The sequence below is a fragment of the Saccharopolyspora shandongensis genome, from assembly GCF_900106995.1.
GTDB lineage: Bacteria > Actinomycetota > Actinomycetes > Mycobacteriales > Pseudonocardiaceae > Saccharopolyspora > Saccharopolyspora shandongensis.
Map to the genome: position 1 here is coordinate 30,873 of NZ_FNOK01000063.1, position 24,975 is coordinate 55,847.

The 24,975-nt window shown below is 71.2% G+C and carries 1 protein-coding gene; it reads left to right on the plus strand.

Translation table 11 applies throughout. The annotated features are described in order from the left end of the window. Positions 1-24,975: type I polyketide synthase (locus BLW84_RS49590; protein WP_245761693.1), on the plus strand; the 24,975-nt coding region annotated here is incomplete at its 3' end.

Consider the following 24,975-nt stretch of genomic DNA (forward strand, 5'->3'; position numbering starts at 1 on the left):
ATGGAAACCTCACGGGACAAGCTCGTCGAAGCGCTGCGGCTGTCGCTCAAGGAGAACGAGTCGCTGCGCCAACAGCACCAGAAGTTCACCGCGGCGGCCAAGGAGCCGGTCGCGATCGTCGGCATGGCGTGCCGGCTGCCGGGCGGCGTCCGCTCGCCCGAGCAGCTCTGGCGGCTGGTGAGCTCCGGCGTGGACGCGATCTCCGGCTTCCCGGTCAACCGCGGCTGGGACCTGGACGCGCTGTTCGACCCCGATCCCGATGTTCCCGGGAAGTCCTACGCCCGCCACGGCGGATTCCTGCACGAGGCCGACGAGTTCGACCCCGCGTTCTTCGGCATCAGCCCCCGCGAGGCGGTGGCGATCGACCCGCAGCAGCGGCTGCTGCTGGAGACGTCGTGGGAAGCCCTGGAGCACGCCGGGATCGCGCCGGCGGCGCTGCAGGGCAGTCGGACCGGTGTGTTCGCCGGCGTGAACTACCAGGATTACGGTGGTCGCCTCGCGCTGTGCATCCCGGAGGAGTTCGAGGGGTACCTCGGTCACGGCAGCGCGGGCAGCATCGCCTCCGGCCGCGTGTCCTACACCCTCGGGCTGGAAGGCCCGGCGGTCACAGTGGACACCGCGTGCTCATCGTCGCTGGTGGCGATGCACCTCGCCTGCCAGTCGCTGCGGTCGGGCGAATCGACCCTCGCGCTGGCGGGCGGCGTCACGATCATGGCGACGCCGACCCCGTTCATCGAGTTCAGCCGCCAGCGCGGGCTGGCGAAAGACGGACGCTGCAAGGCGTTCTCCGCCGAGGCCGACGGCACGAGCTGGGCCGAAGGCGTCGGCATCGTCGTGCTGGAACGGCTGTCGGAAGCCGTGCGCAACGGCCACCACGTTCTCGCGGTGGTTCGCGGCAGTGCCGTAAACCAGGACGGCGCCAGCAACGGCCTCACTGCACCCAACGGCCCGTCGCAGGAACGCGTCATCCTGCAAGCACTCGCCAACGCCGGACTCACCCCGGCCGATGTCGACGCCGTCGAAGCCCACGGCACCGGAACGTCGTTGGGCGATCCGATCGAGGCGCAGGCGCTGCTGGCGACCTACGGCCAGCACCACAGCGCCGAGCGACCGGTGTGGCTGGCATCGTTGAAGTCCAACATCGGCCACACCCAGGCCGCCTCCGGGGTGGCGGGCGTCATCAAGATGGTGCAGGCCCTCCAGCGCGGACAGCTGCCTTCCACCCTGCACGCCGAGGAGCCCTCGCCCCACGTCGACTGGAGCAGCGGCAGCCTCGCGCTGCTCACCGAGCCGCAGGCATGGCCCGAGGTCGAACGGCCGCGTCGCGCCGCCGTCTCCTCCTTCGGCGTTTCGGGCACCAACGCCCACCTCGTCCTCGAACAGGCACCACCTCAAGACACCGAGATCGGGGTCGCCGGAGGGAAAGCCGATGGTCCGGTGCCGTGGGTGATCTCCGCGAAGACGCCGGAAGCTCTTGCATCGCAAGCAGAACGCCTGCTTGCCGGCCTCAGCGAAAGGGATGGCTGGGCGCCCGCCGAGGTGGCCCGGTCGCTGGCCACCACCCGCACCCACTTCCCGCACCGCGCCGCGATCGTCGGTGATCGCCGGGAAATGCTGTCCGGCCTCGATGATCTGGCGCGAGGCCGGGACGGCATCATCCGCGGCCTGGCAAGCAGCCGCCGCAGCCGCGTGGCCATGCTTCTTTCCGGGCAGGGCAGCCAGCGCCCGGGGATGGGCCGCGGACTGTACGAGGCATTCCCCGTCTTCGCCCAAGCCTGGGACGAAGCATGCGCGCATCTGGACCCGCTGCTCGGACTGGACCGGCCGCTCACCGACATCGTCTTCCACGGCCAAGACACCGAAGTCAAGCAGACACTCATCGCACAACCCGCACTGTTCGCGCTACAGATCGCCTTGTTCCGACTGCTCGAACACCACGGCATCACCCCCGACTACCTCATCGGCCACTCCATCGGCGAACTCACCGCCGCCCACCTCGCCGGAGTCCTCGACCTGACTGATGCCGCAACACTGCTAGCCACCCGAGCCCGCCTGATGCAAACCCTCCCCGCACACGGCGCCATGACCAGCATCAACGCAAGCGAACAAGAACTCACCGAGACACATCCCGAACTCCTGGACCCACAGAGCGACGTTTCCATCGCCGCCATCAACAGCCCCCAGTCCACAGTGGTCTCCGGCGAACCCGATCCCGTGCACGCCATCGCCGAGCACTGGCGAAACCAGGGCCGCACCACCCGCGAACTGCACACCAGCAGAGCGTTCCACTCACCCCACTGCGAGCCCATCCTCGACGAGCTGGAACGCACCGCCGACCAGCTGACCTACCGCACGCCGAAGATCCCGATCATCTCCACCGTCACCGGAACCCCCACCGACGACCTCACCACACCCGCTTACTGGGCCCGCCAGGTGCGCCAAGCCGTGCGCTTCGCGCCCGCTCTCTCCTGGCTCCACCAGAAGCACAACGTCACCCACCACCTGGAGCTCGGGCCCGATACCACCCTCACCACGCTGGCGGGCACCGCCCACGACACACCGGGCTACGCCACGCTGAATCCCGGCACCGACGACACCACCGCGTACCTCACCGCGCTCGCCAGGGCGCACACCACCGGGCTCAGCCCCGGCTGGGCCGCGCTCCTGCCACCGGCTCGGACGCTCGACCTGCCGACCTACGCGTTCCAGCACCAGCGCTTCTGGCTCAATCCGCCGACCACCGAGCGTCCCGAACAGCTCGGCATGGCCACCACCGGCCATCCTTTCCTCAGCGCACGGATCACCACGCCCCACACCGGCGAAACCATCCTCACCGGGCGGATCTCGCTCGACACCCACCCCTGGCTCGCCGACCACACCGTTCAGAACAACGTCCTGCTCCCCGGCACCGCGTTCCTCGACATGGCGCTCCACGCCGCCGCGCAGGTCGGGTGCCGGCTCGCCGACCTGAGCATCCACGCGCCGCTCGCGCTGCCCGACCACGGGCACGTCGCGCTGCACACGGCCATCACCGCCGACGGCGACTCCGGCCGGCGGACGTTCACCCTCTACTGCCGGTCGCAGGACGTCTCGGCCGACGAGGTGCAGCCCGAGGAGTTCTGGACGCGCCACGCCACCGGCACCCTCGTGCCCGACGACGCCTCGCATGCGGACGCGTTCGCATCGTGGCCGCCGGAAGGCGCGATTCCCGTTGACACCGCGGATCTCTACGACCGGCTGACCGACCTGGGCTTCGACTACGGCCCGGCCTTCCGGGGGCTGCACGCCGCCTGGGAACGCGATGGCGAGGTCTTCGCCGAGGTCGACCTCCCCGAGCAGCACGACACCCGGGAGTGGGCGGTGCACCCGGCTCTGTTCGACGGGGTCCTGCACACCACGTTCCTGCTGGACTGGAGCGGCGACGACGACCGGATCCGGCTGCCGTTCTCGTGGGCGGACGTCCGGCTGCACGGCCGGTGCCCGTCGCGGTTGCGGGTGTGGACGTCCCGCATCGGCGCCGACGCGGTGCGGATCACGGCCGCGGACGACGCAGGGCATCCGGTGGTGATGGTCGAGTCGCTGACCCTGCGGCAGTTGGCCGGAGCGCCGCGGCGCGCCGAATCGGGCCGCCTGTTCGAGCTCGACTGGCTGCCGATCGCCGACGACCGGGCGGCCGACCTCGACGCCGATGTCGTGCTGCTCGACTACCGGCGCGCCGGGGCCGACGCGGACGAAGACGTCCCGGCACTGGCCGGGCGGCTGGCCGACGAGCTGCTGATCCGCGTGCAGAACTGGCTGCGCGAGGGCGAAACGTCCGGCCGGCTGCTGGTGGTGCTCACCGATCGAGCGGTCGCCGTCAGCGCCGAGGAGACGCCGGATCTGGGGACCGCGCCGTTGTGGGGGCTGCTGCGGTCCGCGCAGTCCGAGCATCCGGGCCGGATCCTGCTGATCGACGTCGATGCCGACGCCGACGCCGTCGAGCGGTTGATCGCCACGGCCGTGACTCACGACGAACCGCAACTCGCCGCGCGAGGCGACGCGGTGTTCGTGCCGCGGTTGACGGCCTCGGCACCGGCGACCGGCTCGGTGGAGTTCTCCGGCGGGACCGTGCTCATCACCGGCGGTACCGGCGCCCTCGGCAGCGCATTGGCCCGGCATCTCGCCGCGCAGCACCCCGACTGCCACCTCCTCCTGACGAGCCGCCAAGGCCCGGCCGCACCCAACGCCGACGCCCTGCGCGACGAGCTCGGATCCAGGGTCACCATCGCCGCCTGCGACGTCACCGACCCGCACCGGCTCTCCGAACTGATCGACAGCATCCCCGCCGAGCGACCGCTGACCGGCGTCGTCCAAACCGCCGGAGTTCTCGACGACAGCCCCGTCCACGCGCTCACGTCCGAACAGCTCGCTGCCGTTCTGAAATCCAAAGTGGACTCGGCTTGGAACCTCCATCTCGCCACGCAGCAACACGAACTGGAATTCTTCGTCCTCTACTCCTCCATCGCGGGGATCTTCGGCAACCCCGGCCAGGCCAACTACGCCGCCGCCAACACCTTCCTCGACGCCCTCGCCCAACACCGCCACGCCAACGGCCAGCCCGCGCATTCCCTCGCCTGGGGCCCCTGGGACACCAGCGACGGCATGACGAGCGGCTTGGACCGGGGCGACGTGGAGCGCCTCACCCGCGCCGGGGTCATGCCGCTGGCGGAGGCCGACGGCCTCGCGCTGTTCGACAGCGCATTGCGTTCTGCCCGGCCGAATCCGGTGCCCCTGGACCTGGACCGCGCGGCGCTCAGGCGCTACTCGCGCTCGGCTTCCCTCCCGCCGCTGTTCGGCGAGCTGGTGTCCCGGCGCACCGCCGGCCAATCCGGCGCCCTCACCCAGCAACTCGCGGCTCTGCCCGACCGGCAGCGGCACAGGGCCCTGCTGGATCTGGTCCGGACGCAGGCGGCTGCGGTGCTGGGCCATGCCGGCGCCGCCGCGATCCCCGCCGACGGCCCGTTCCTGGACCTCGGATTCGACTCCCTCACCTCGGTCGAGCTGCGCAACCGGCTCGCCACCGCGTCCGGCCTGCAACTCCCCACCACCCTCGCCTTCGACCACCCCACCCCGGAAGCGCTCGCCACCTACCTCGACCGCCAGCTCGTCCCCCAGGCCCGGCAGGCCGCCGCCGCACCGGCTCGCACCGCCGCCACCGACGAGCCCATCGCGATCGTCGGCATGGCGTGCCGCCTGCCCGGCGGGGTGCACTCGCCGGACGAGCTGTGGCAGCTGGTCGCCGCCGGCACCGACGCCATCACCGGCTTCCCCACCAACCGCGGCTGGAACCTCGCCACCCTCTTCGACGCCGACCCGGACAACCCCGGCACCAGCTACACCCGGCACGGCGGATTCCTCCACGAGGCCGACCAGTTCGACCCCACGCCCTTCAACATCAGCCCTCGCGAAGCCGCCGCGATCGACCCGCAACAGCGGCTGCTGCTCGAAACATCCTGGGAGGCGCTCGAAAGCGCGGGAATCGACCCCCATGCCCTCCGCACCACCAGCACCGGCGTGTTCACCGGGATCATGTACCAGGACTACGGGGCGCGGCTGGTCCACCGCATCCCGCCGGAGTTCGAGGGCTACGTGGGCAACGGCAGCGCGGGCAGCATCGCCTCCGGCCGCATCGCCTACACCTTCGGGCTGCAGGGCCCGGCCATCACCGTCGACACCGCCTGCTCGTCGTCGCTCGTCACGATCCACCTGGCCTGCCAGTCCCTCCGCGCCGGCGAGTCGACGCTGGCCCTGGCGGGCGGCGCCACGGTCATGTCCACGCCGACGGTGTTCGTGGAGTTCAGCCGTCAGCGCGGGCTCGCGCAGGACGGCCGTTGCAAGTCCTTCTCCGCAGCTGCGGACGGGACGAGCTGGGCCGAAGGCGCAGGCGTCGTGGTGCTGGAGCGGCTCTCCGACGCCCGGCGAAACGGCCACCGCGTGCTCGCGGTGGTGCGCGGTAGCGCGGTGAACCAGGACGGCGCCAGCAACGGCCTGACCGCACCCAACGGGCCATCGCAGGAACGCGTCATCCTGCAAGCACTCGCCAACGCCGGACTCACCCCGGCCGATGTCGACGTGGTCGAAGCGCACGGCACCGGGACGTCGTTGGGTGATCCCGTCGAGGCCCAAGCGCTACTGGCCACCTACGGCCAGGACCACACCGCCGAGCAGCCCCTGTGGCTGGGGTCGTTGAAGTCCAACATCGGCCACAGCCAGGCCGCCGCGGGCGTCGCGGGCGTCATCAAGATGATCCAAGCCCTGCACCACGAAGAACTGCCCGCCACGCTGCACGCCGACGAACCCTCACCGCACGTCGACTGGAACAGCGGCAGCGTCGCGCTGCTCACCGAAGCCCGGCCCTGGCCCGAAGGCGACCGGCCGCGACGCGCCGCCGTGTCCTCCTTCGGCGTCTCCGGCACCAACGCCCACCTCATCATCGAGCAGGCGCCGACAGCAGAGTCCACACAGGACGAATCGTCGCTTGCTGTTCCGTGGATCGTCTCCGCGCAGAGCCCCGAAGCGCTCCAGGATCAGGCGGCGCGGCTGCTCGCCCGCCTCCGCGAGGACACCGACTGGACACCGCAGGCGGTCGGCTCGTCGCTAAGCTCACGGGCGAGCTTCGACTGCCGCGCAGCGGTCCTGGGCAGCGACCACGAGGAGCTGCTGGCCGGGTTGGAGTCCATCGCCCGCGCCGGAGAAGGCCCCGGCGTGGTGCGCGGTACCGCGGTGGGTGATCCGAGCGCCGCGATGTTGTTGTCGGGCCAGGGAAGCCAGCGGCCCGGCATGGGCCGAGGTCTCCACGAGGCGTTCCCGGTGTTCGCACAGGCCTGGGACGAGGCGTGTGCGCAGCTGGACCCGCTGCTGGGGCTGGACCGGCCGCTGTCGGAGATCGTGTTCCACGGCCGGGACGAAGAGGTCGAGCAGACGCTCGTCGCACAGCCCGCGCTGTTCGTGCTGCAAGTGGCACTGTTCCGGTTGCTGGAACACCACGGCATCACCCCGGACCACCTCATCGGCCATTCCGTCGGCGAGCTGACCGCCGCCCACCTGGCCGGTGTGTTCTCCCTGCCGGACGCGGCGGCGCTGCTGGCCGGGCGGGCCCGGCTGATGCACACGCTGCCCGACACCGGTGTGATGGCCGGGATCCAGGCCGGTGCGGACGAGCTCACCGAGGCGCATCCCGAGCTCCTCGACCCGCGCAGCGGCGTCGGCATCGCCGCGATCAACGCGCCCCGGTCCACCGTCATCTCCGGCGACCCCGGCCCGGTGCGGGCCATCGCCGACCACTGGCGGAGCCGGGGCCGCACGGTCCGGGAACTGCACACCAGCCGGGCGTTCCACTCCGCGCACTGCGATCCGCTCGTCGACGAGCTGGCGCTGATCGCCGAGCAGCTGACCTACCACCCGCCGACGATCCCGATCGTCTCGACCGTCACCGGAACCCCCACCGACGACATCGCCACCCCGGACCACTGGGCCCGGCAGATCCGCCGGCCGGTCCGCTTCCACCCGGCGCTCACCTGGCTGCACGAGAACCACGCCGTCACGCACCACCTGGAACTGGGGCCCGACGCAACCCTCAGCACCCTCGCCCGGTCCGCCCTCGACACGCCCGCGCACGCCACCCTGCAGGCCGGCACCGACGACGCCACCGCGTACCTCGCCGCCCTCGCCCGTGCCCACACCACCGGCCTGTCGCCCCGCTGGGCGGCGCTGCTGCCGCAGGGCCGGGTCCTCGACCTGCCCACCTACGCCTTCCAACGCCAGCGCTTCTGGCTGGAGGCGCCGCCCGGTGGCGCGGCGGAGCACCTGGGCATGACCGCCGCCGCGCACCCGCTGCTCCCGGCCCGCGTCGAGTCGCCGGACACCGACGAGATCGTCTTCACCGGGCGGATCTCGCTCGACACCCACCCCTGGCTGGCCGACCACGCCGTGCGGGGTACCGCGCTGCTGCCCGGCACGGCCTTCCTCGACATGGCCGTCCACGCCGCCGCGGAACTGGACCAGGAGCTGGCGGACCTCACCGTCCACACTGCTCTCCCGATTCCCCGGCACGACCACGTCACGCTGCGCCTGACCGTAAAACCGGACGACTCCGGCCGCTTCGCGCTGAACGTGTTCTCGCGCCGCGACGACGGGCCGTGGACCAGCCACGCCGCCGGAATCCTCGGGGTGCTCGATCCGGCGCCGGAGCCGGACCTCACCAGCTGGCCGCCGGCGGAGGCGGAGCCGGTCGACGTCGGCGACCTCTACGACCGCCTCGCCGACCTCGGCTTCGACTACGGCCCGGCCTTCCAGGGTCTCCACGCCGCCTGGCGGCTCGGCGACGACCTCTACTCCGAGGTCGCGCTCCCGGAGGACCACGGCACGGGCACGTGGGGCATCCACCCGGCGCTGCTGGACGCGGCCCTGCACACCGCGTTCCTCGCCGAGGACGGCGAAGGCGCGCTGCCCTTCTCGTGGAGCGGCGTCCGCTTCCACGGCGGCGGCGCCTCGCGGCTGCGCGTGCATCTGCGTCGCACCGGTCCCGAAAGCCTGCGCGTCGACCTCGCCGACGAAACCGGGCAGCCCGTCGGCGCGATCGAGTCCCTGACCTTGCGGGCGCTGACGGTGCCGGTCGATCCCGACCGGCAGGGCAGCCTGTTCCAGCTCGCCTGGTCCCCGCGCACGTGGAACTCCACCGGCCCGGCGCAGCGGTGTGCGTTCCACCTGCCCGGCGACGCGCCGGCCACGGACTCCGAGGTCGTGGTCCTGGACTTCCGGTCGGCGGACGACGATCTCGCCTGTACTGCAACGAGATTGACATGCGAAGCGCTCACCCAGGTGCAGTCGTGGCTTGCCCACGATTCGTTCCCCCGCCTCGCACTGCTGACCGCGGGCGCGGTGGCGGTGCGCCCGGGCGACGTCCCCGATCCGGCCACGGCGGCCGTGTGGGGCCTCTTGCGCCCGGCGCAGAACGAGCACCCCGGCCGCATCCTCCTGATCGATGTGGATACCGCGACCGAGAACGAGGCGGTCGAGCAAGCGATCTCCGATGCGCTGCACCACGACGAGCCGCAGATCGCGGTCCGCGACGGCGCGATGTTCGTACCGCGCTTGCGGCCCGCACCGGAGCCCGGCGCGGCGACCGCACCGGACCCGAACGGCACGATCCTCATCACCGGCGGCACAGGAGCGCTCGGGAGCGCCCTGGCCCGGCACCTGGCCGCCCGGCACACCGGGCGCCTGCTGCTCGTCAGCAGGCAGGGTCCTGCCGCCCCGGGAGCCGAGGCGCTCGGCCGCGAGCTGGGCGCATCGGCCGACATCGTGGCCTGCGATGTCACCGATCCCGAGGCTCTGGACCGACTCCTGCACGCCATCCCGGCCGATGAGCCGCTGACCGGTGTCATCCACACCGCGGGCGTGCTCGACGACGCGCCCGTGCACACCCTGCGCGAGGAGCAGCTGACCGCGGTGCTGCGGCCCAAGGTGGACGCCGCGTGGAACCTGCACCGGGCCACGCTCGACCACGACCTCGCTCTCTTCGTGCTGTTCTCCTCCGCGGGCGCCGTGCTCGGCAACCCGGGGCAGGCGAACTACGCCGCCGCGAACGCCTTCCTCGACGCGCTCGCCGAGTACCGGTCGGCCCACGGCCTGCCGGCGCAGTCCCTCGCGTGGGGCGCGTGGGCCTCGCCGGAGGGCATGGCGGGGCAACTCGGCCAAGCAGCAGCGGAACGCGCGGGTCTGCGGGCGTTCGCCCCCGACGAGGGGCTTCGCCTGTTCGACGACGCGTGCCGCACGCAGCTGCCCTACCTCGTGCCGCTCGGCCTCGACATGACGAGCCTGCGCGCCCACGCCCGCGCCCAAGGAGTTCCGCCGCTATTGCAGGAACTGGTCCCGCAGCGGCGCCGGAAGCCGGATGCGCCCATCCACCGGCTGGCGAACCTGCCGGAACAGGAGCGGGCACGCGCGGTGCTGGATCTCGTGCGCGCTCAGGCCGCCGCCGTGCTCGGCCACAGCGGGAGCCAGGACATCCCGGGCGACAAGCAGTTCCTGGAGCTGGGCTTCGACTCGCTCACCGCCGTCGAACTGCGCAGCCGCCTCATGGCCGCCACCGGGCTGAGCCTGCCGACCACCGCCGTCTTCGACCACCCGACTCCCGCCCGGCTGGCCGAGCACATCCGGGTCGTCCTGACGAACACGGGCACCCGGCGCACCGTCGTCGCCTCCCGGGCTTCCGATGCCGAACCGGTGGCGATCGTCGGCATGGCCTGCCGGCTCCCCGGGAACGTGAGCTCGCCGGACGAGCTGTGGCAGCTGGTGAGCTCCGGCACCGACGCCATCTGCGGGTTCCCCGCCGACCGCGGCTGGAACCTGGACGACCTCTTCGACCCGGACCCGGGCGCGATCGGCAAGTCGTACGCCCGGCACGGCGGATTCCTGGCCGCCCCGGCGGCTTTCGACGCCGCGTTCTTCGGGATCAGCCCGCGCGAAGCGCTGGCGATGGACCCGCAGCAGCGGCTGCTGCTGGAGATCACCTGGGAAGCGCTCGAACGCGCCGGGATCAACCCCGAGGCGCTGCGAGGCACCAGCGCCGGGGTGTTCCTGGGCATGATGTACCAGGACTACGCCACCCGGCTGGCCGGTCGTCCGCTCGGGGAGCTGGAAGGCTTCCTCGGCAACGGGAGTGCGGGCAGCGTCGCGTCCGGCCGTGTTTCCTACACCTTCGGCCTGGAGGGCCCGGCGGTCACCGTCGACACCGCCTGCTCCTCCTCCCTGGTCGCCATGCACCTCGCCTGCCAATCGCTCCGATCCGGGGAATCGACACTCGCCCTCGCAGGCGGAGTGACCGTCATGGCATCACCCGGAATCTTCATCGAATTCAGCCGCCAACGCGGCCTGGCGAAAGACGGCCGCTGCAAAGCATTCTCCGCCAACGCCGACGGCACCGGCTGGGCCGAAGGCGCCGGAATCATCGTGCTAGAACGCCTCTCCGACGCACAACGCAACGGACACCACATCCTGGCGCTCATTCGCGGCAGCGCAGTCAACCAGGACGGCGCCAGCAACGGCCTCACCGCGCCCAACGGGCCATCGCAGGAACGCGTCATCCACCAGGCACTCGCGAATTCGGGGCTCACTCCAGCCGACATCGACGTGGTCGAGGCCCACGGCACCGGGACCTCGCTGGGCGACCCGATCGAAGCCCAGGCTCTCCTCGCCACCTACGGCCAGCACCACACCACCGACCGCCCGTTGTGGTTGGGATCGCTGAAGTCCAACATCGGCCACACCCAGGCCGCCGCGGGTGTTTCGGGTGTCATCAAGATGGTCCAGGCCCTCCGGCACGGCGAACTGCCCGCGACTTTGCACGCCGCCGAACCATCGCCGCACATCGACTGGAGCAGCGGAAATCTCGCGCTGCTCACCGAATCCCAGCCCTGGCCGGCAGCCGACCGGCCACGGCGCGCCGCCGTCTCCGCCTTCGGCGTCTCCGGCACCAACGCGCACCTCATCCTCGAACAACCGGACGGTTCGGAATCCGGCTCCCCCGCGGAGATCACGGTGGTGGATCGCGCGGACGCCGGTGACGACGTCGTTCCGTGGGTGATCTCCGCAAAGAGCCCGGAATCCCTTGCGGCACAAGCAGAACGACTGCACAACCACCTAGTGCTCGACGCCGGCTGGACGCCGTCGAAGGTGGCGTGGTCACTGGCCACCACCCGTGCCGCGCTCGACCACCGGGCCGTGATCCTCGGGCGCGACCGCGGCGAGCTGCTGGCCGAACTCCACGCCCTGACCCGCGGCAGCGACTCTCCCCGGATCGTCCAGCGCACCGGGGCCACGACACCGGACCCGGACCGCGTGGTGCTGGTCTTCCCCGGGCAAGGCGGCCAATGGCCCGGCATGGGACGCCAGTTGCTCGACACCAACCCCGTGTTCACCGCAGCACTCGACGAGTGCGATCAGGCGCTATCTCGATACCAGGACTGGTCGGTCGCGGAGCTGCTCCGCAACGAGGACGAGCTGGAACGAGTGGATGTCATCCAGCCCGCGCTGTTCGCCGTCATGGTGTCCCTGGCCCGGGTGTGGCAGTCCTACGGGGTGCGGCCCGCCGCCGTCGTCGGGCATTCCCAGGGCGAGATCGCCGCCGCGCACATCGCGGGCGCACTCGATCTCGACCAGGCCGCCCGGGTGATCGCGTTGCGGTCGCAGCTGATCCACACTCATCTCGCCGGACACGGCAGCATGCTCTCCACCGCGCTGTCGGTCGACGATCTCCAGCCGTACCTCGACCCGGAGCAGATCTCGGTCGCCGTGATCAACAGCCCCACCGCGACCGTGCTCTCCGGCGACACCGACGCCATCCGCCGCCTCCACCAGGTGCTGATCGAACGAGGCATTCGAGCGCGGCTGCTACCGGTGGACTACGCCTCCCACAGCCACCACGTCCACGGCCTTCAACGGCAACTGCTGGAAAAGCTGGCCGGACTCACCCCGAAGCCCAGCGAAATCCCGTTCCACTCCACCGTCACCGGCGACGCGCTCGACACCACCAGCCTCGACGCCGAGTACTGGTACACCAACCTCGCCACCACCGTGCACTTCCACCGCACCATCACCCAGCTGCACGCCGCCGGGCACCGGGTCTACCTCGAACCGAGCCCGCACCCGACGCTCATCCACCACATCGACCACCCCGACGCGATCACCGCGAGCACCCTGCAGCGCGACCGGCCCGACACCGGCACCCTCCTGGCCAACGCCGCCCGCCTCTGGACCCACGGCACGCCGATCGCCTGGGCCGACGTCCTGCCCGCCGAGCGGCACATCGCGCTCCCGACATATCCCTTCCAGCGCGAGGACTTCTGGCTGACCGCGCCGAGCGCCACGGGCGAACCGGCGCAGCTGGGACTGACGGGCACGGGTCACCCGCTACTCGCCGCGTGCACGGAGGTGCCAGACACCGGGGAGACCGTGTTCACCGGCAGCGTCTCGCTCGACACGCACCCGTGGCTGGCCGACCACGCGGTGAATGGGACGGTCCTGCTCCCCGGCACGGCGTTCCTCGACATGGCGCTGCATGCCGCCGCACAGCTCGAATACGAGGGCGTCGACGAGCTGACCCTCCACGCACCGCTCGTGATGCCGGTGGATGGCCGGCTCACCGTGCACCTGACCATCGCGTCCGGCGAGCCCGCCTTGAGCTTGCATTCGAGGGACGAAAGCGACGGTTCCTGGACACGCCACGCCACGGGTGCGCTTCTCGAAACCCCGCTCGATGAAGGAGAAGATGCGTTCACCGCGTGGCCGCCGCCGGGCGCGACGCCGATCGACATCGGCGATCTCTACGACGCCCTGTCCGAGCACGGCTTCGACTACGGTCCGGCGTTCCAAGGGCTCCACACCGCCTGGCGACTCGGCGATCACGTCTACGCCGAGATCGGGACCGACGATGCCCTCCGGGGCGCGGGCGAGTGGGCGGTCCATCCCGCCCTGCTCGACGCCGCCCTCCACACCGCGTTCGTCGGCCAGGCCGAGGACACCGAGCCCCGAGTGCCCTATTCCTGGTCCAGCGTGCGCCTGCACCAGCACGGCGCGATACCGGCGCGTGTCCGCATGACCCGCACCGGCGCCGACACCATCCGGATCAGCACCGCCGACGACACCGGCCGCCTGGTGGCGACCGTCGAGTCGTTGACACTGCGCCCGCTGCCCGCCGTGCGGACCGAAGCACGGGGCGGCCTGTTCCAGGTCACCTGGACGCCCGTGGCCGGAACGGTCGACGACGCCGAACTCCCGGAGCTCCTCCTGCTCGACCACCGGGCTCCCGGTGACGGCGAAGCGCTGCCGGAGCTGGTGGAGCGGTTGACCCGGCAGGTCCTCGGAGCGGTGCAGGACTTCCTGAGCCGCGCCGAGACCACTGCCGCTCGGCTGGTGCTGCTCACCCGCGGCGCGGTCGCGGTCGACGAGTCCGAAGCTCCTGATCCGGCGACCGCCGCGTTGTGGGGGCTGCTGCGCTCGGCGCAGACCGAGCACCCGGACCGCTTCCTGCTCGTCGACACCGATCGGCTCGGTGACGACGACGCGGTGCACCGGGCTATCGCAACCGCGTTGCGACACGAGGAACCGCAGATCGCCTTGCGTGGCAACGCAATTGTCGCTCCGCGCTTGACTGCGGTCGATCCGCAGGACGACGTCGCGCTGCCCGGCAACGGCACCATTCTGATCACGGGCGGCACCGGAGGCCTCGGCAGCGCCCTGGCCCGCCACCTCGCCGCCCGGCACACCGGGCACCTGCTCCTGGCGAGCCGGAAGGGCCCAACCGCGCCCGGAGCAGCCGAGCTCCACGACGAGCTGCAGGCCATGGGAGCGAGCGTCAGCATCGCGGCCTGCGACTTCACCGACGCCAACGCCGTGCGGGAGCTCCTCGGCAACGTCCCGGCCGAGCACCCCCTCACCGGTGTCATCCACACCGCCGGTGTCCTCGACGACGCGCCGGTGCACGCCCTGCGTCCCGAGCAACTGGCAGCCGTCCTCGCACCGAAGGTCACCGCCGCGTGGCACCTGCACCAGGCCACGCGCGACCACGACCTGGCGATGTTCGTGCTGTTCTCGTCCGCAGCCGGGGTCTTCGGCGCACCCGGTCAGGCCAACTACGCGGCGGCCAACGCCTTCCTCGACGCCCTCGCCCAGCACCGGGTCGCCCACGGCGCTCCGGCTCACTCCCTGGCGTGGGGAACCTGGAACACCGGCCAGAGCATGACCGAGCACCTGTCCGCCGCCGACCGGGATCGCCTGGCCCGCTCGGGTGTCCTCCCGCTCGAACCCGACGAAGGCATGCGGCTGTTCGACGCGGCCTGCGGCACGGCGCGGCCGGTTCTGGTGCCGCTGCGGCTGGACACCGGGGCGCTGCGTGCCCTGGCGCGGTCGTCCACCCTTCCGCCGCTGCTGAGCGATCTGGTTCCACACCGGCGCAGGAGCACCAACTCCCGCTCTCTCGCCGGACGTCTAGCCGGAATGTCCGAAAAGGACGGCGTGCGCGTCCTCGTCGCCCTGGTGCGCGACAACGTCGCGACCGTGCTCGGCCACGACAGCCCGGACGGGATTCCCGCCGACCGCGCGTTCGCCGAGCTCGGCTTCGACTCGCTCACCGCGGTGGAGCTGCGCAACCGGCTCGGGGCGGCCACCGGACTGCGGCTGCCCACCACCCTCGTCTTCGACCATCCCACGCCCAGTGCGCTCGCCGCGTTCCTGCACGGCGAGCTGCTCACGCACCGTTCCCGCGCGGTGGTCGCGCGTGCGGCCGCCGACGAACCGATCGCCGTGGTCGGCATGGCCTGCCGCCTGCCGGGCGGCGTGGATTCGCCGGAACGGCTGTGGGAGCTGGTGGCTTCGGGGACCGATGCGATCTCCGGTTTCCCCACCGGTCGCGGCTGGGACCTGGACGCGATCTTCGATCCGGATCCCGATGCGTCGGGGAAGTCCTACGTCCGCCACGGCGGGTTCCTGCACGACGCCGACCAGTTCGACCCGGCGTTCTTCGGCATCAGCCCACGCGAAGCACTGGCCATGGACCCGCAGCAGCGACTTCTGCTGGAAACCACCTGGGAGGCGCTGGAGCGCGCGGGCATCGACCCGACCGGGCTGCGCACCAGCGCCACCGGCGTCTTCACCGGCCTGATGTACCAGGACTACGGGATCCGGTTCGCCGGGCAGGCGCCGCCGGAGGCGGAGGGATACCTCGGCAACGCGGGCAGCGTCGCGTCCGGCCGGATCTCCTACCTGCTGGGCCTGGAGGGCCCAGCGGTCACCGTGGACACCGCCTGCTCGTCGTCGCTGGTGGCGATGCACCTGGCGTGCCAGTCGCTGCGATCGGGCGAATCCGCGCTCGCGCTGGCCGGCGGTGCCACGATCATGGCGACGCCCGGGATGTTCATCGAGTTCAGCCGCCAGCGCGGACTGGCGCAGGACGGCCGGTGCAAGCCGTTCTCCGCCGACGCCGACGGCACCGGCTGGGCCGAAGGCGCCGGGGTCGTGGTGCTGGAACGGCTGTCTGACGCGCAGCGCAACGGTCACCAGGTCCTGGCCGTGATCCGCGGCAGTGCGGTCAACCAGGACGGCACCAGCAACGGGCTCAGCGCGCCCAATGGGCCGTCGCAGGAACGCGTGATCTTGCAGGCGCTGGCCAACGCCGGGCTCACGGCCGCCGACGTCGACGCCGTCGAAGCGCACGGCACCGGGACGTCGCTGGGCGATCCCATCGAGGCTCAAGCACTGCTCGCCACCTACGGCCAGCACCACAGCGCCGAACGACCGTTGTGGCTGGGGTCGCTGAAGTCCAACATCGGCCACACCCAAGCCGCCGCGGGCGTCGCAGGCGTCATCAAGATGATCCAGGCCCTCCACCACAACCAACTGCCCGTCACGCTGCACGCCAACGAACCATCGCCGCACATCGACTGGAGCAGCGGAACTCTCGCGCTGCTCACCGAGTCTCAGCCGTGGCCGGAGAGCGACCGGCCGCGTCGCGCCGCCGTGTCCTCCTTCGGCGTTTCCGGCACCAACGCGCACCTCATCCTCGAACAACCGGCGCGAGGCGTCGAGTCCACAAAGGACACAACCGGCGAGGTCGTGTTCGCGGACAGGATCGGCGATGCGCTGGTGCCGTGGGTGATTTCCGCCAAGACACCGGACGCGCTGCGCGACCAGGCCGCGCGCCTGCACACCCACCTCCGCGATCGGGGCGACTGGAATCCATCGGATGTGGCGTGGTCGCTGGCCACCGCCCGGGCCGCGTTCGAGTACCGCGCCGTGGTGCTCGGCGGCAGCGTCGACGAGTTCCCGGCCCGGCTGCACGCGCTCGCCGGGGGCGAATCGTCGCCGCGCCTGGTGCGCAACGCGGACCCGGTGGCGGCCGATGCCGACCGCGTGGTGCTGGTCTTCCCCGGCCAGGGCGGCCAGTGGTCCGGCATGGGCCGGGAACTGCTCGACACCAGCCCGGTCTTCGCCGCCGCCCTGGCCGAATGCGATCAGGCGCTGTCCCGGTTCCAGGACTGGTCGGTCGCCGACCTGCTCCGCAACGGAGGCTCCCTGAAGCGCGTCGACATCGTCCAACCGGCGCTGTTCGCCGTCATGGTCTCCCTCGCCCGGCTGTGGCAGGCGCTCGGGGTTCAGCCCGCAGCCGTCGTCGGCCACTCCCAAGGAGAGATCGCCGCCGCACACATCGCGGGCGCGCTCGACCTCGACCAAGCCGCCCGCATCGTCGCCCTGCGATCCCAACTCATCCACACGCATCTAGCCGGACACGGCAGCATGCTCTCCGCCCCGTTGCCCCTCGACGACCTCAAGCCCCATCTCGACGAGCGGGTCTCGGTGGCCGCGATCAACAGCCCCACCGCCACCGTGCTCTCCGGCGACACCGACGCCATCCACGGCCTCCACGCCACGCTGACGAACGAGGGCATCCGTTCGCGGCTGCTGCCCGTGGACTACGCCTCCCACAGCCACCACGTCCAGAACCTCCGGCAACCGCTCTTGGAACAACTCGCCGGAATTACCCCGCAGGCCGGCGAAATCCCGTTCCACTCCACGGTCACCGGCGAAGCACTCGACACCACCGGACTCGACGGCGAGTACTGGTACACCAACCTCGCCACCACCGTGCACTTCCACGACACCATCACCCGGCTCCACGCCACCGGGCACCGGGTCTACCTGGAGCCGAGCCCGCAGCCCACGCTCATGCACCACATCAACACCGCGGCGGCCGACGTCGTCACCGCGACCAGCCTCCACCGCGATCACCCCAGCGCGGAGACCCTTCTCACCAACGCCGCTCACCTGTGGGCCCACGGCACACCCATCGCCTGGGAGGCGGTCGTGCCCAGCCGTGAACGCGTCGCGCTTCCCACGTATCCCTTCCAGCGGGAGCGCTTCTGGCTCGAACCGGCCGCCGACCACGCAGCGGAAGCGGAGGACGACACCGGGTTCTGGGAAACCGTCGAGAGTCGCGACGCAACCGCACTCGCCGCCGCCCTCGACGTCGACGAGACCACCCCGCTCCGCGACGTGCTGCCCGCACTCGTCGCCTGGCGAGACCAGCAGCGGCACGACACCACGGCCCACAACTGGCGCTACGACATCACCTGGGAAGCGCTCCCGGAACCGCCCGCCGCGACCCTCACCGGCACCTGGCTCATCATCACGCCGCCCGATGCGGCGCGAACGCAAGTCGTGACCGAAGCGATCAACGCCCACGGCGCGCACGCACGAGAACTGGTCCTCGACACCGTCGAACCGCTCGACCGCGACGCCTTCGCGGAGCTCATCCACCGCGAACTCGCCGCACCACCGGCCGGGATCATCTCGCTCCTCGCCGTGCCCGACGATTCATCCACAGAGGACACAACGGCGGAAACCGCCGTTCGCGCGGTCACGTCCACCGTGGCGCTCATCCAGGCCCTGGGCGACCTCGACATCTCCGCGCCGCTGTGGTGCCTCACCCGGGGCGCCGTCACCACCGGCCCGCACGACCCGCTCACCCACCCCGCGCACAGCACGGTCTGGGGGCTCGGCCGCGTCACCGCGCTCGAACACCCCCACCGCTGGGGCGGGCTCATCGACCTCCCCCACACGCCCGATCACCGCACCGCCACCCGACTCGCCGCGCTCCTCCACGACCGGACCCAGGACCAAGCCGCCATCCGCCCCACCGGCACCCACGCCGCACGGCTCGCCCGCACCCCCAAACCCAGCACCGGCACCGCGCCCTGGAAGCCGACCGGCACCACCCTGGTCACCGGCGGCACGGGCGGCATCGGAAGCCAGGTAGCCCGCTGGCTGGCCCGGCTCGGCGCCCCGAACATCGTGCTCGCCAGCCGCCGCGGCGAGAACGCGCCCGGCGCGCTGGAACTCCGGGAGGAACTGGCCGGACTGGGCAGCCGCGTCACGATCGCCGGCTGCGACGTCACCGATCGCGCCGACGTGGCGGAGCTGCTCGGATCCGTGCCAGAGGAGTTCCCGCTGTCAGCGGTGTTCCACACCGCGGGCACCCTCGACGACGCCACCATCAACACCATCCGGCCCGAGCAGATCGCGCACATCCTCCGCCACCGCATCGACAGCACCGCCCACCTCCACGAACTGACCCGGCACCAGGACCCGCTGATCGTCCTGTTCTCCTCCATCGCCGCCACGTTCGGAGCCCCCGGGCAGGGCAACTACTCGCCCGCGCACGCCTACCTCACCGCGTTCGTCGAACACCACCGCCACAACACGATCGGCATCAACTGGGGCCTGTGGCACGACCAGGGCATGGGCGAGATCCACAACACCGGTATCCGCCACGGCATCCAGCCCATGGCGCCCGAGACCGCGCTGCGGGCCCTCCACACGGCCCTCACGCACCGGCACACCGCGCAGATCATCACCGATGTGAACTGGGACCGGTTCCACGACGCCTACACCGCGACCCGCCCCAGCCCGCTCCTCGCGCAGTTCGCGCCCGCCACCGAGGACACCCGCCCCACCACGACGTTCCGCCAAGAGCTCGACGGGCTCCCGCAGCAGCAGCGACACGCCCACCTGCTCGACCACATCACCCACCACACCGCCGAGATCCTCAACCACCCCGACCCCAACGCCATCCCCAGCCACCACACCTTCCACCAGCTCGGCTACGACTCCGTCACCGCGATCCAGCTCCGCAACCAGCTCACCGCCACCACCCAGGTCCCCCTCCCCACCACCCTCATCTACGACCACCCCACACCGGCCCAGCTGGCCACCTTCGTCCTGTCCCAGCTGGCTCCCGACAGTCCACACTCGACTGTTCAGGCGGCGCGGGCGGTCGTGGCGGACGAGCCGATCGCGATCGTCGGCATGGCATGCCACTTCCCCGGCCGCGTGAACACGCCCGAGCACCTGTGGGACCTGGTCAGTTCCGGCACCGACGCGATCACCGGGTTCCCCACCAACCGCGGCTGGAACCTGGACGACCTCTTCGACCCGGACCCCGACGCCGTCGGGAAGTCGTACTCGCGGCACGGCGGATTCCTCGACAACCCGGCGGGATTCGACGCGGCCTTCTTCAACATCAGCCCGCGCGAAGCCCTCGCCATGGACCCGCAGCAGCGCCTGCTGCTCGAAACCACCTGGGAAGCGGTCGAGAACGCCGGGATCGACCCCGACTCCCTCCGCGGCGCGAACGCCGGCGTGTTCACCGGCACCAACGGCCAGGACTACGCGGCCGTGCTGCGCCAGGACCACGAGCAGTTCGAGGGGTTCGTCGCGACCGGGAACACCGCGAGCGTCATGTCGGGCCGCATCTCCTACGCGCTCGGCCTGGAAGGCCCGGCTGTCACGGTGGACACCGCGTGCTCGTCGTCGCTGGTGGCGATGCACCTGGCGTGCCAGTCGCTGCGGTCCTGCGAATCGGGCCTGGCCCTGGCCGGGGGCGCGACCGTGATGGCCACGCCCGGCATCTTCCTGGAGTTCAGCCGCCAGCGGGGCGTGGCGCGGGACGGCAGGTGCAAGGCCTTTGGATCCGGCGCGGACGGCACGGTGTTCTCCGAGGGTGTCGGCGTGGTGGTGCTGGAACGACTCTCCGACGCCGAACGCAACGGACACCGCGTCCTCGCGGTGGTGCGCGGCAGCGCGGTGAACCAGGATGGCGCCAGCAACGGCCTCACCGCACCCAACGGGCCTTCCCAGGAACGCGTCATCGAGCAGGCGCTCGCCAACGCCGGGCTCGCCCCAGGCGACATCGACACCGTCGAAGCGCACGGAACCGGGACGGCGCTTGGCGATCCGATCGAGGCGCAGGCGCTTCTCGCCGCCTACGGCCGACACCGCACCACCGACCGCCCGTTGTGGCTGGGGTCGCTGAAGTCCAACATCGGCCACACCCAGGCCGCCGCAGGCGTCGCCGGGATCATCAAGATGGTCCAGGCGCTCCACCACGACGAACTGCCCGCCACGCTGCACGCCGAGACGCCTTCGACGCACGTCGACTGGAGCGACGGCACCGTCGCTCTCCTTTCGCGGCCGCAGCCCTGGCCGGATGTCGACCGGCCTCGCCGGGCCGCCGTGTCGTCCTTCGGCGTCTCAGGCACGAACGCCCACGTCATCCTGGAACAGCCAGCACCCGACCATAAGTCCACAAGGGACAGTCTTGAATCCCAGGACGTCGGTAGTGCATTGGTTCCGTGGGTGGTTTCCGCCAAGACACCGGAGGCTCTCGCAGCGCACGCGAAGCGCTTGCACGCGCACCTCAGCGGTCAGGCCGCCTGGGATCCGGTGGATGTCGGGGCCGCCCTGAGTAAGCGCAGCAGCTTCGCGCACCGCGCCGTCCTCCTCGGCAAGGACCGGCACGATCTGCTGCAGCACCTGCGCGATCTCGCCAGCGGCGCCGAGGCGCCGGGCATCATCCGGCCGACGCAGATTCCCACTCGCGGCGCCGATCGCATCGTCATGGTCTTCCCCGGGCAAGGCGGTCAATGGCCCGGCATGGGCCGCGAACTGCTCGACACCAACCCCGTGTTCACCGCGGCCCTCGACGAGTGCGATCAGGCGCTATCTCGATACCAGGACTGGTCGGTGACCGACCTGCTCCGCAACGGGGATGCCTTGGAACGGGTGGATGTCATCCAACCAGCCCTGTTCGCCGTCATGGTCTCCCTGACCCGGGTCTGGCAATCCTATGGAGTCCGGCCCGCAGCCGTCATCGGTCACTCCCAAGGCGAAATCGCCGCCGCACACATCGCAGGTGCGCTCGACCTAGAGCAAGCCGCGCGTGTCGTCGCCCTGCGATCCCAGCTGATCCGCACCCACCTCGCCGGACACGGCAGCATGCTCTCCACCGCACTCTCGGTCGACGACCTCGAACCGCACCTCGACGAGCGGATCTCGGTCGCCGCGATCAACAGCCCCACCGCCACCGTGCTCTCCGGCGACACCGACGCCATCCGCACCCTGCACAGCGCACTCACCGACCAAGGCGTGCGCTCCCGCGTGCTACCGGTGGACTACGCCTCCCACAGCCACCACGTCGAAACACTCCGACAACCACTACTAGAACAACTCGCCGGACTCACCCCACAGCCCGCCGAAATCCCGTTCCACTCCACCGTCACCGGCAAAGCACTCGACACCACCACCCTGGATGCCGACTACTGGTACACCAACCTCGCCACCACCGTGCACTTCCACGACACCATCACCCGCCTCCACACCACCGGGCACCACGTCTACCTCGAACCCAGCCCGCACCCGACGCTCACCCACCACATCGACCACCCCGACGCGATCACCATCACGACCCTTCGCCGGGACCACGACAGCGAGCACCAGCTGCTCGCCAACGTCGCTCTCGCGCACACCCACCACGTCGCCGTCGACTGGACGCCGCACCTCCCGAACCCCCGGCACATCGACCTGCCCACCTACGCCTTCCAGCACCAGGACTTCTGGCTGTCGCCGCGCCGGTCCGCCGGCGATCCCGGCGGACTCGGCCTGACGGCCACCGGGCATCCGCTGCTCACCGCCCGCACCGACGTGCCCGGCACCGGCGAAATCGTGTTCACCGGCAGGGTTTCCGCTCGGACGCACCCGTGGCTGGCCGAGCACGTGGTCCAAGGCCGAGTGGTCCTCCCCGGCACGGTGTTCGCCGAGATGGCGCTGCACGCGGCCGGGGACCTCGGCGGCCACGAGGTCGAGGAGCTGGTCCTGCAGAGCCCGTTGACGTTGTCCGACGACGATCAGGTCACGCTGACCCTCGTCGTCGCCCGCGACGAGCCGGGCCGCCACGCCATCACGATCCACTCCCGGTCCGACGACGACTGGGTCTGCCACGCCACGGGAACGCTCGTCGCACACGGCACTTCCCCCGACGAGGAAACGGTCTTCGAGACCTGGCCGCCGCACGGCGCAACGCCGGTCGACGTCGTCGGGCTCTACGACGATCTGGCCGACCATGGATTCGAGTACGGGCCCACGTTCCAAGGGCTGCACAGCGCGTGGCAACGCGGGGACGACATCTACGCCGAGGTCGGCCTCGACGAGGACCATCGAGGCGAATGGACCGTTCACCCGGCGCTGCTCGACGCCGCTCTGCACACCGCGTTCCTGATCGGTTGGGACACCGGTCTCCGATTGCCCTTCTCCTGGAAGGGAGTTCGCGCGCGCCGCGGCGCCACCCGGCTTCGGGTTCGGCTGCGCCGGACCGGCGACGCGCTGCAGGTCGTCACCGCCGACGACCGCGGCCGGTTCGTCGCCGGTATCGACTCGCTGGCCCTGCGCCCGGTGACCGCCCCGGCGCACGACCCACTGTTCCGCCTCTCCTGGCTACCGCACGGCCCCGCGGAGGAAGCCGCCCCGGCGCAGTGGGTGCGCATCGAGCCGGACGCGAACCTGGACGAGCTCTGCCGCGAGCCGGTGCCGGATGTGGTGGTCGCCGACTTCCGCACCGATGAGCCGTGCGACCCCGATGTGCCGGGAGCGGTGGCCCGCACGGCGCAGCAGGCCGTGGATCTGGTGCAGTCGTGGCTGGCCCGCGAGGAGTTCGCCCCGACCCGGCTGGTCCTGCTGACCCGGAACGCGGTGGCGGCGCAGCCGGGAGAGGTCCCAGACCTGGTCACCGGCCCACTGTGGGGCCTGCTGCGGGTGGCGCAGAACGAACACCCGGATCGCATCCTGCTCGTCGACGTCGACCTCGGCGCCGATCTCGACGATGTGCTTGGGCGCGCTGTCGGCATGGCGCTGCGTCACGGCGAGTGGCAGCTCGCGGTGCGGGGTGACGCGATGCTCGTGCCGCGGCTGACCCGCGCCCAGGTCGCTCTCACCCCGCCGGAAGGGCGTGCGTGGCGGCTGGACGTGACCGAGCGCGGCAGCATCGACAACCTCCACCTCACTTCGTTCCCGCAGGTCGCAGCACCGCTGGAAGCGGGTCAGGCCCGAGTCGCGGTGCGGGCCGTGGGGCTGAACTTCCGCGACGTCCTCAACACCCTCGGCATGTACCCCGGCACCCCGCCGCTCGGCGCCGAAGGCGCCGGTGTCATCGCGGAGATCGCCAACGACGTCACCGGTCTGCGGGTCGGCGACCGGGTGTGGGGCATCCTGCCCGGCGCGATGGGCCCGCTCGCGATCACCGACCACCGGCTGCTCGCCCTCCTACCGGAGGACTGGACGTTCGCCCAGGCCGCCGCCACACCCGCGGTTTTCCTGACCGCCTACCACGCACTCCACCACCTCGCGCAGGTCCAACCCGGGCAGCGCGTGCTCGTGCACGCCGCCGCCGGCGGTGTCGGCATGGCCGCCATCCAGCTGCTCCAGCACTACGGCGCCGACATCTACGCCACCGCCCACCCCAGCAAATGGGAAACCCTGCGAGAACTCGGAATCCCCGACGACCACATCGCCTCGTCCCGAACCCCGGACTTCGCCACGCAGTTCCCGCCGGTCGACGTCGTCCTGAACTCGCTCACCGGAGACCTCCTCGACGCCTCGCTCGACCTCCTCACACCCGGCGGGCACTTCATCGAACTCGGCAAGACCGACCCCCGCGACCCCGCCGAACACCCCGGACTGCGCTACCACGCCTTCGACCTCACCGAGGCCGACCCGACACACCTCCAGGCCATGCTCGGCGACCTAACCACGCTGTTCGCCAGCGGCGACCTGACCCCGTTGCCGGTGACCGCCTGGGACATCCGCCAGGCCCCGGAAGCCTTCCGCCACCTCAGCAACGCCCGCCACACCGGCAAACTCGCACTCACCATCCCGACCACGCCCGATCCACACGGCACCATCCTCATCACCGGCGGCACCGGCTCACTCGGCACCGTTCTCGCCCGCCACCTCGCCGCACAACACCCCGCACACCTCCTCCTGGCCAGCCGCCAAGGTCCAGCCGCACCGGGCGCGGCACAGCTCCGCGACGAGCTGCGATCGCTCGGGGCG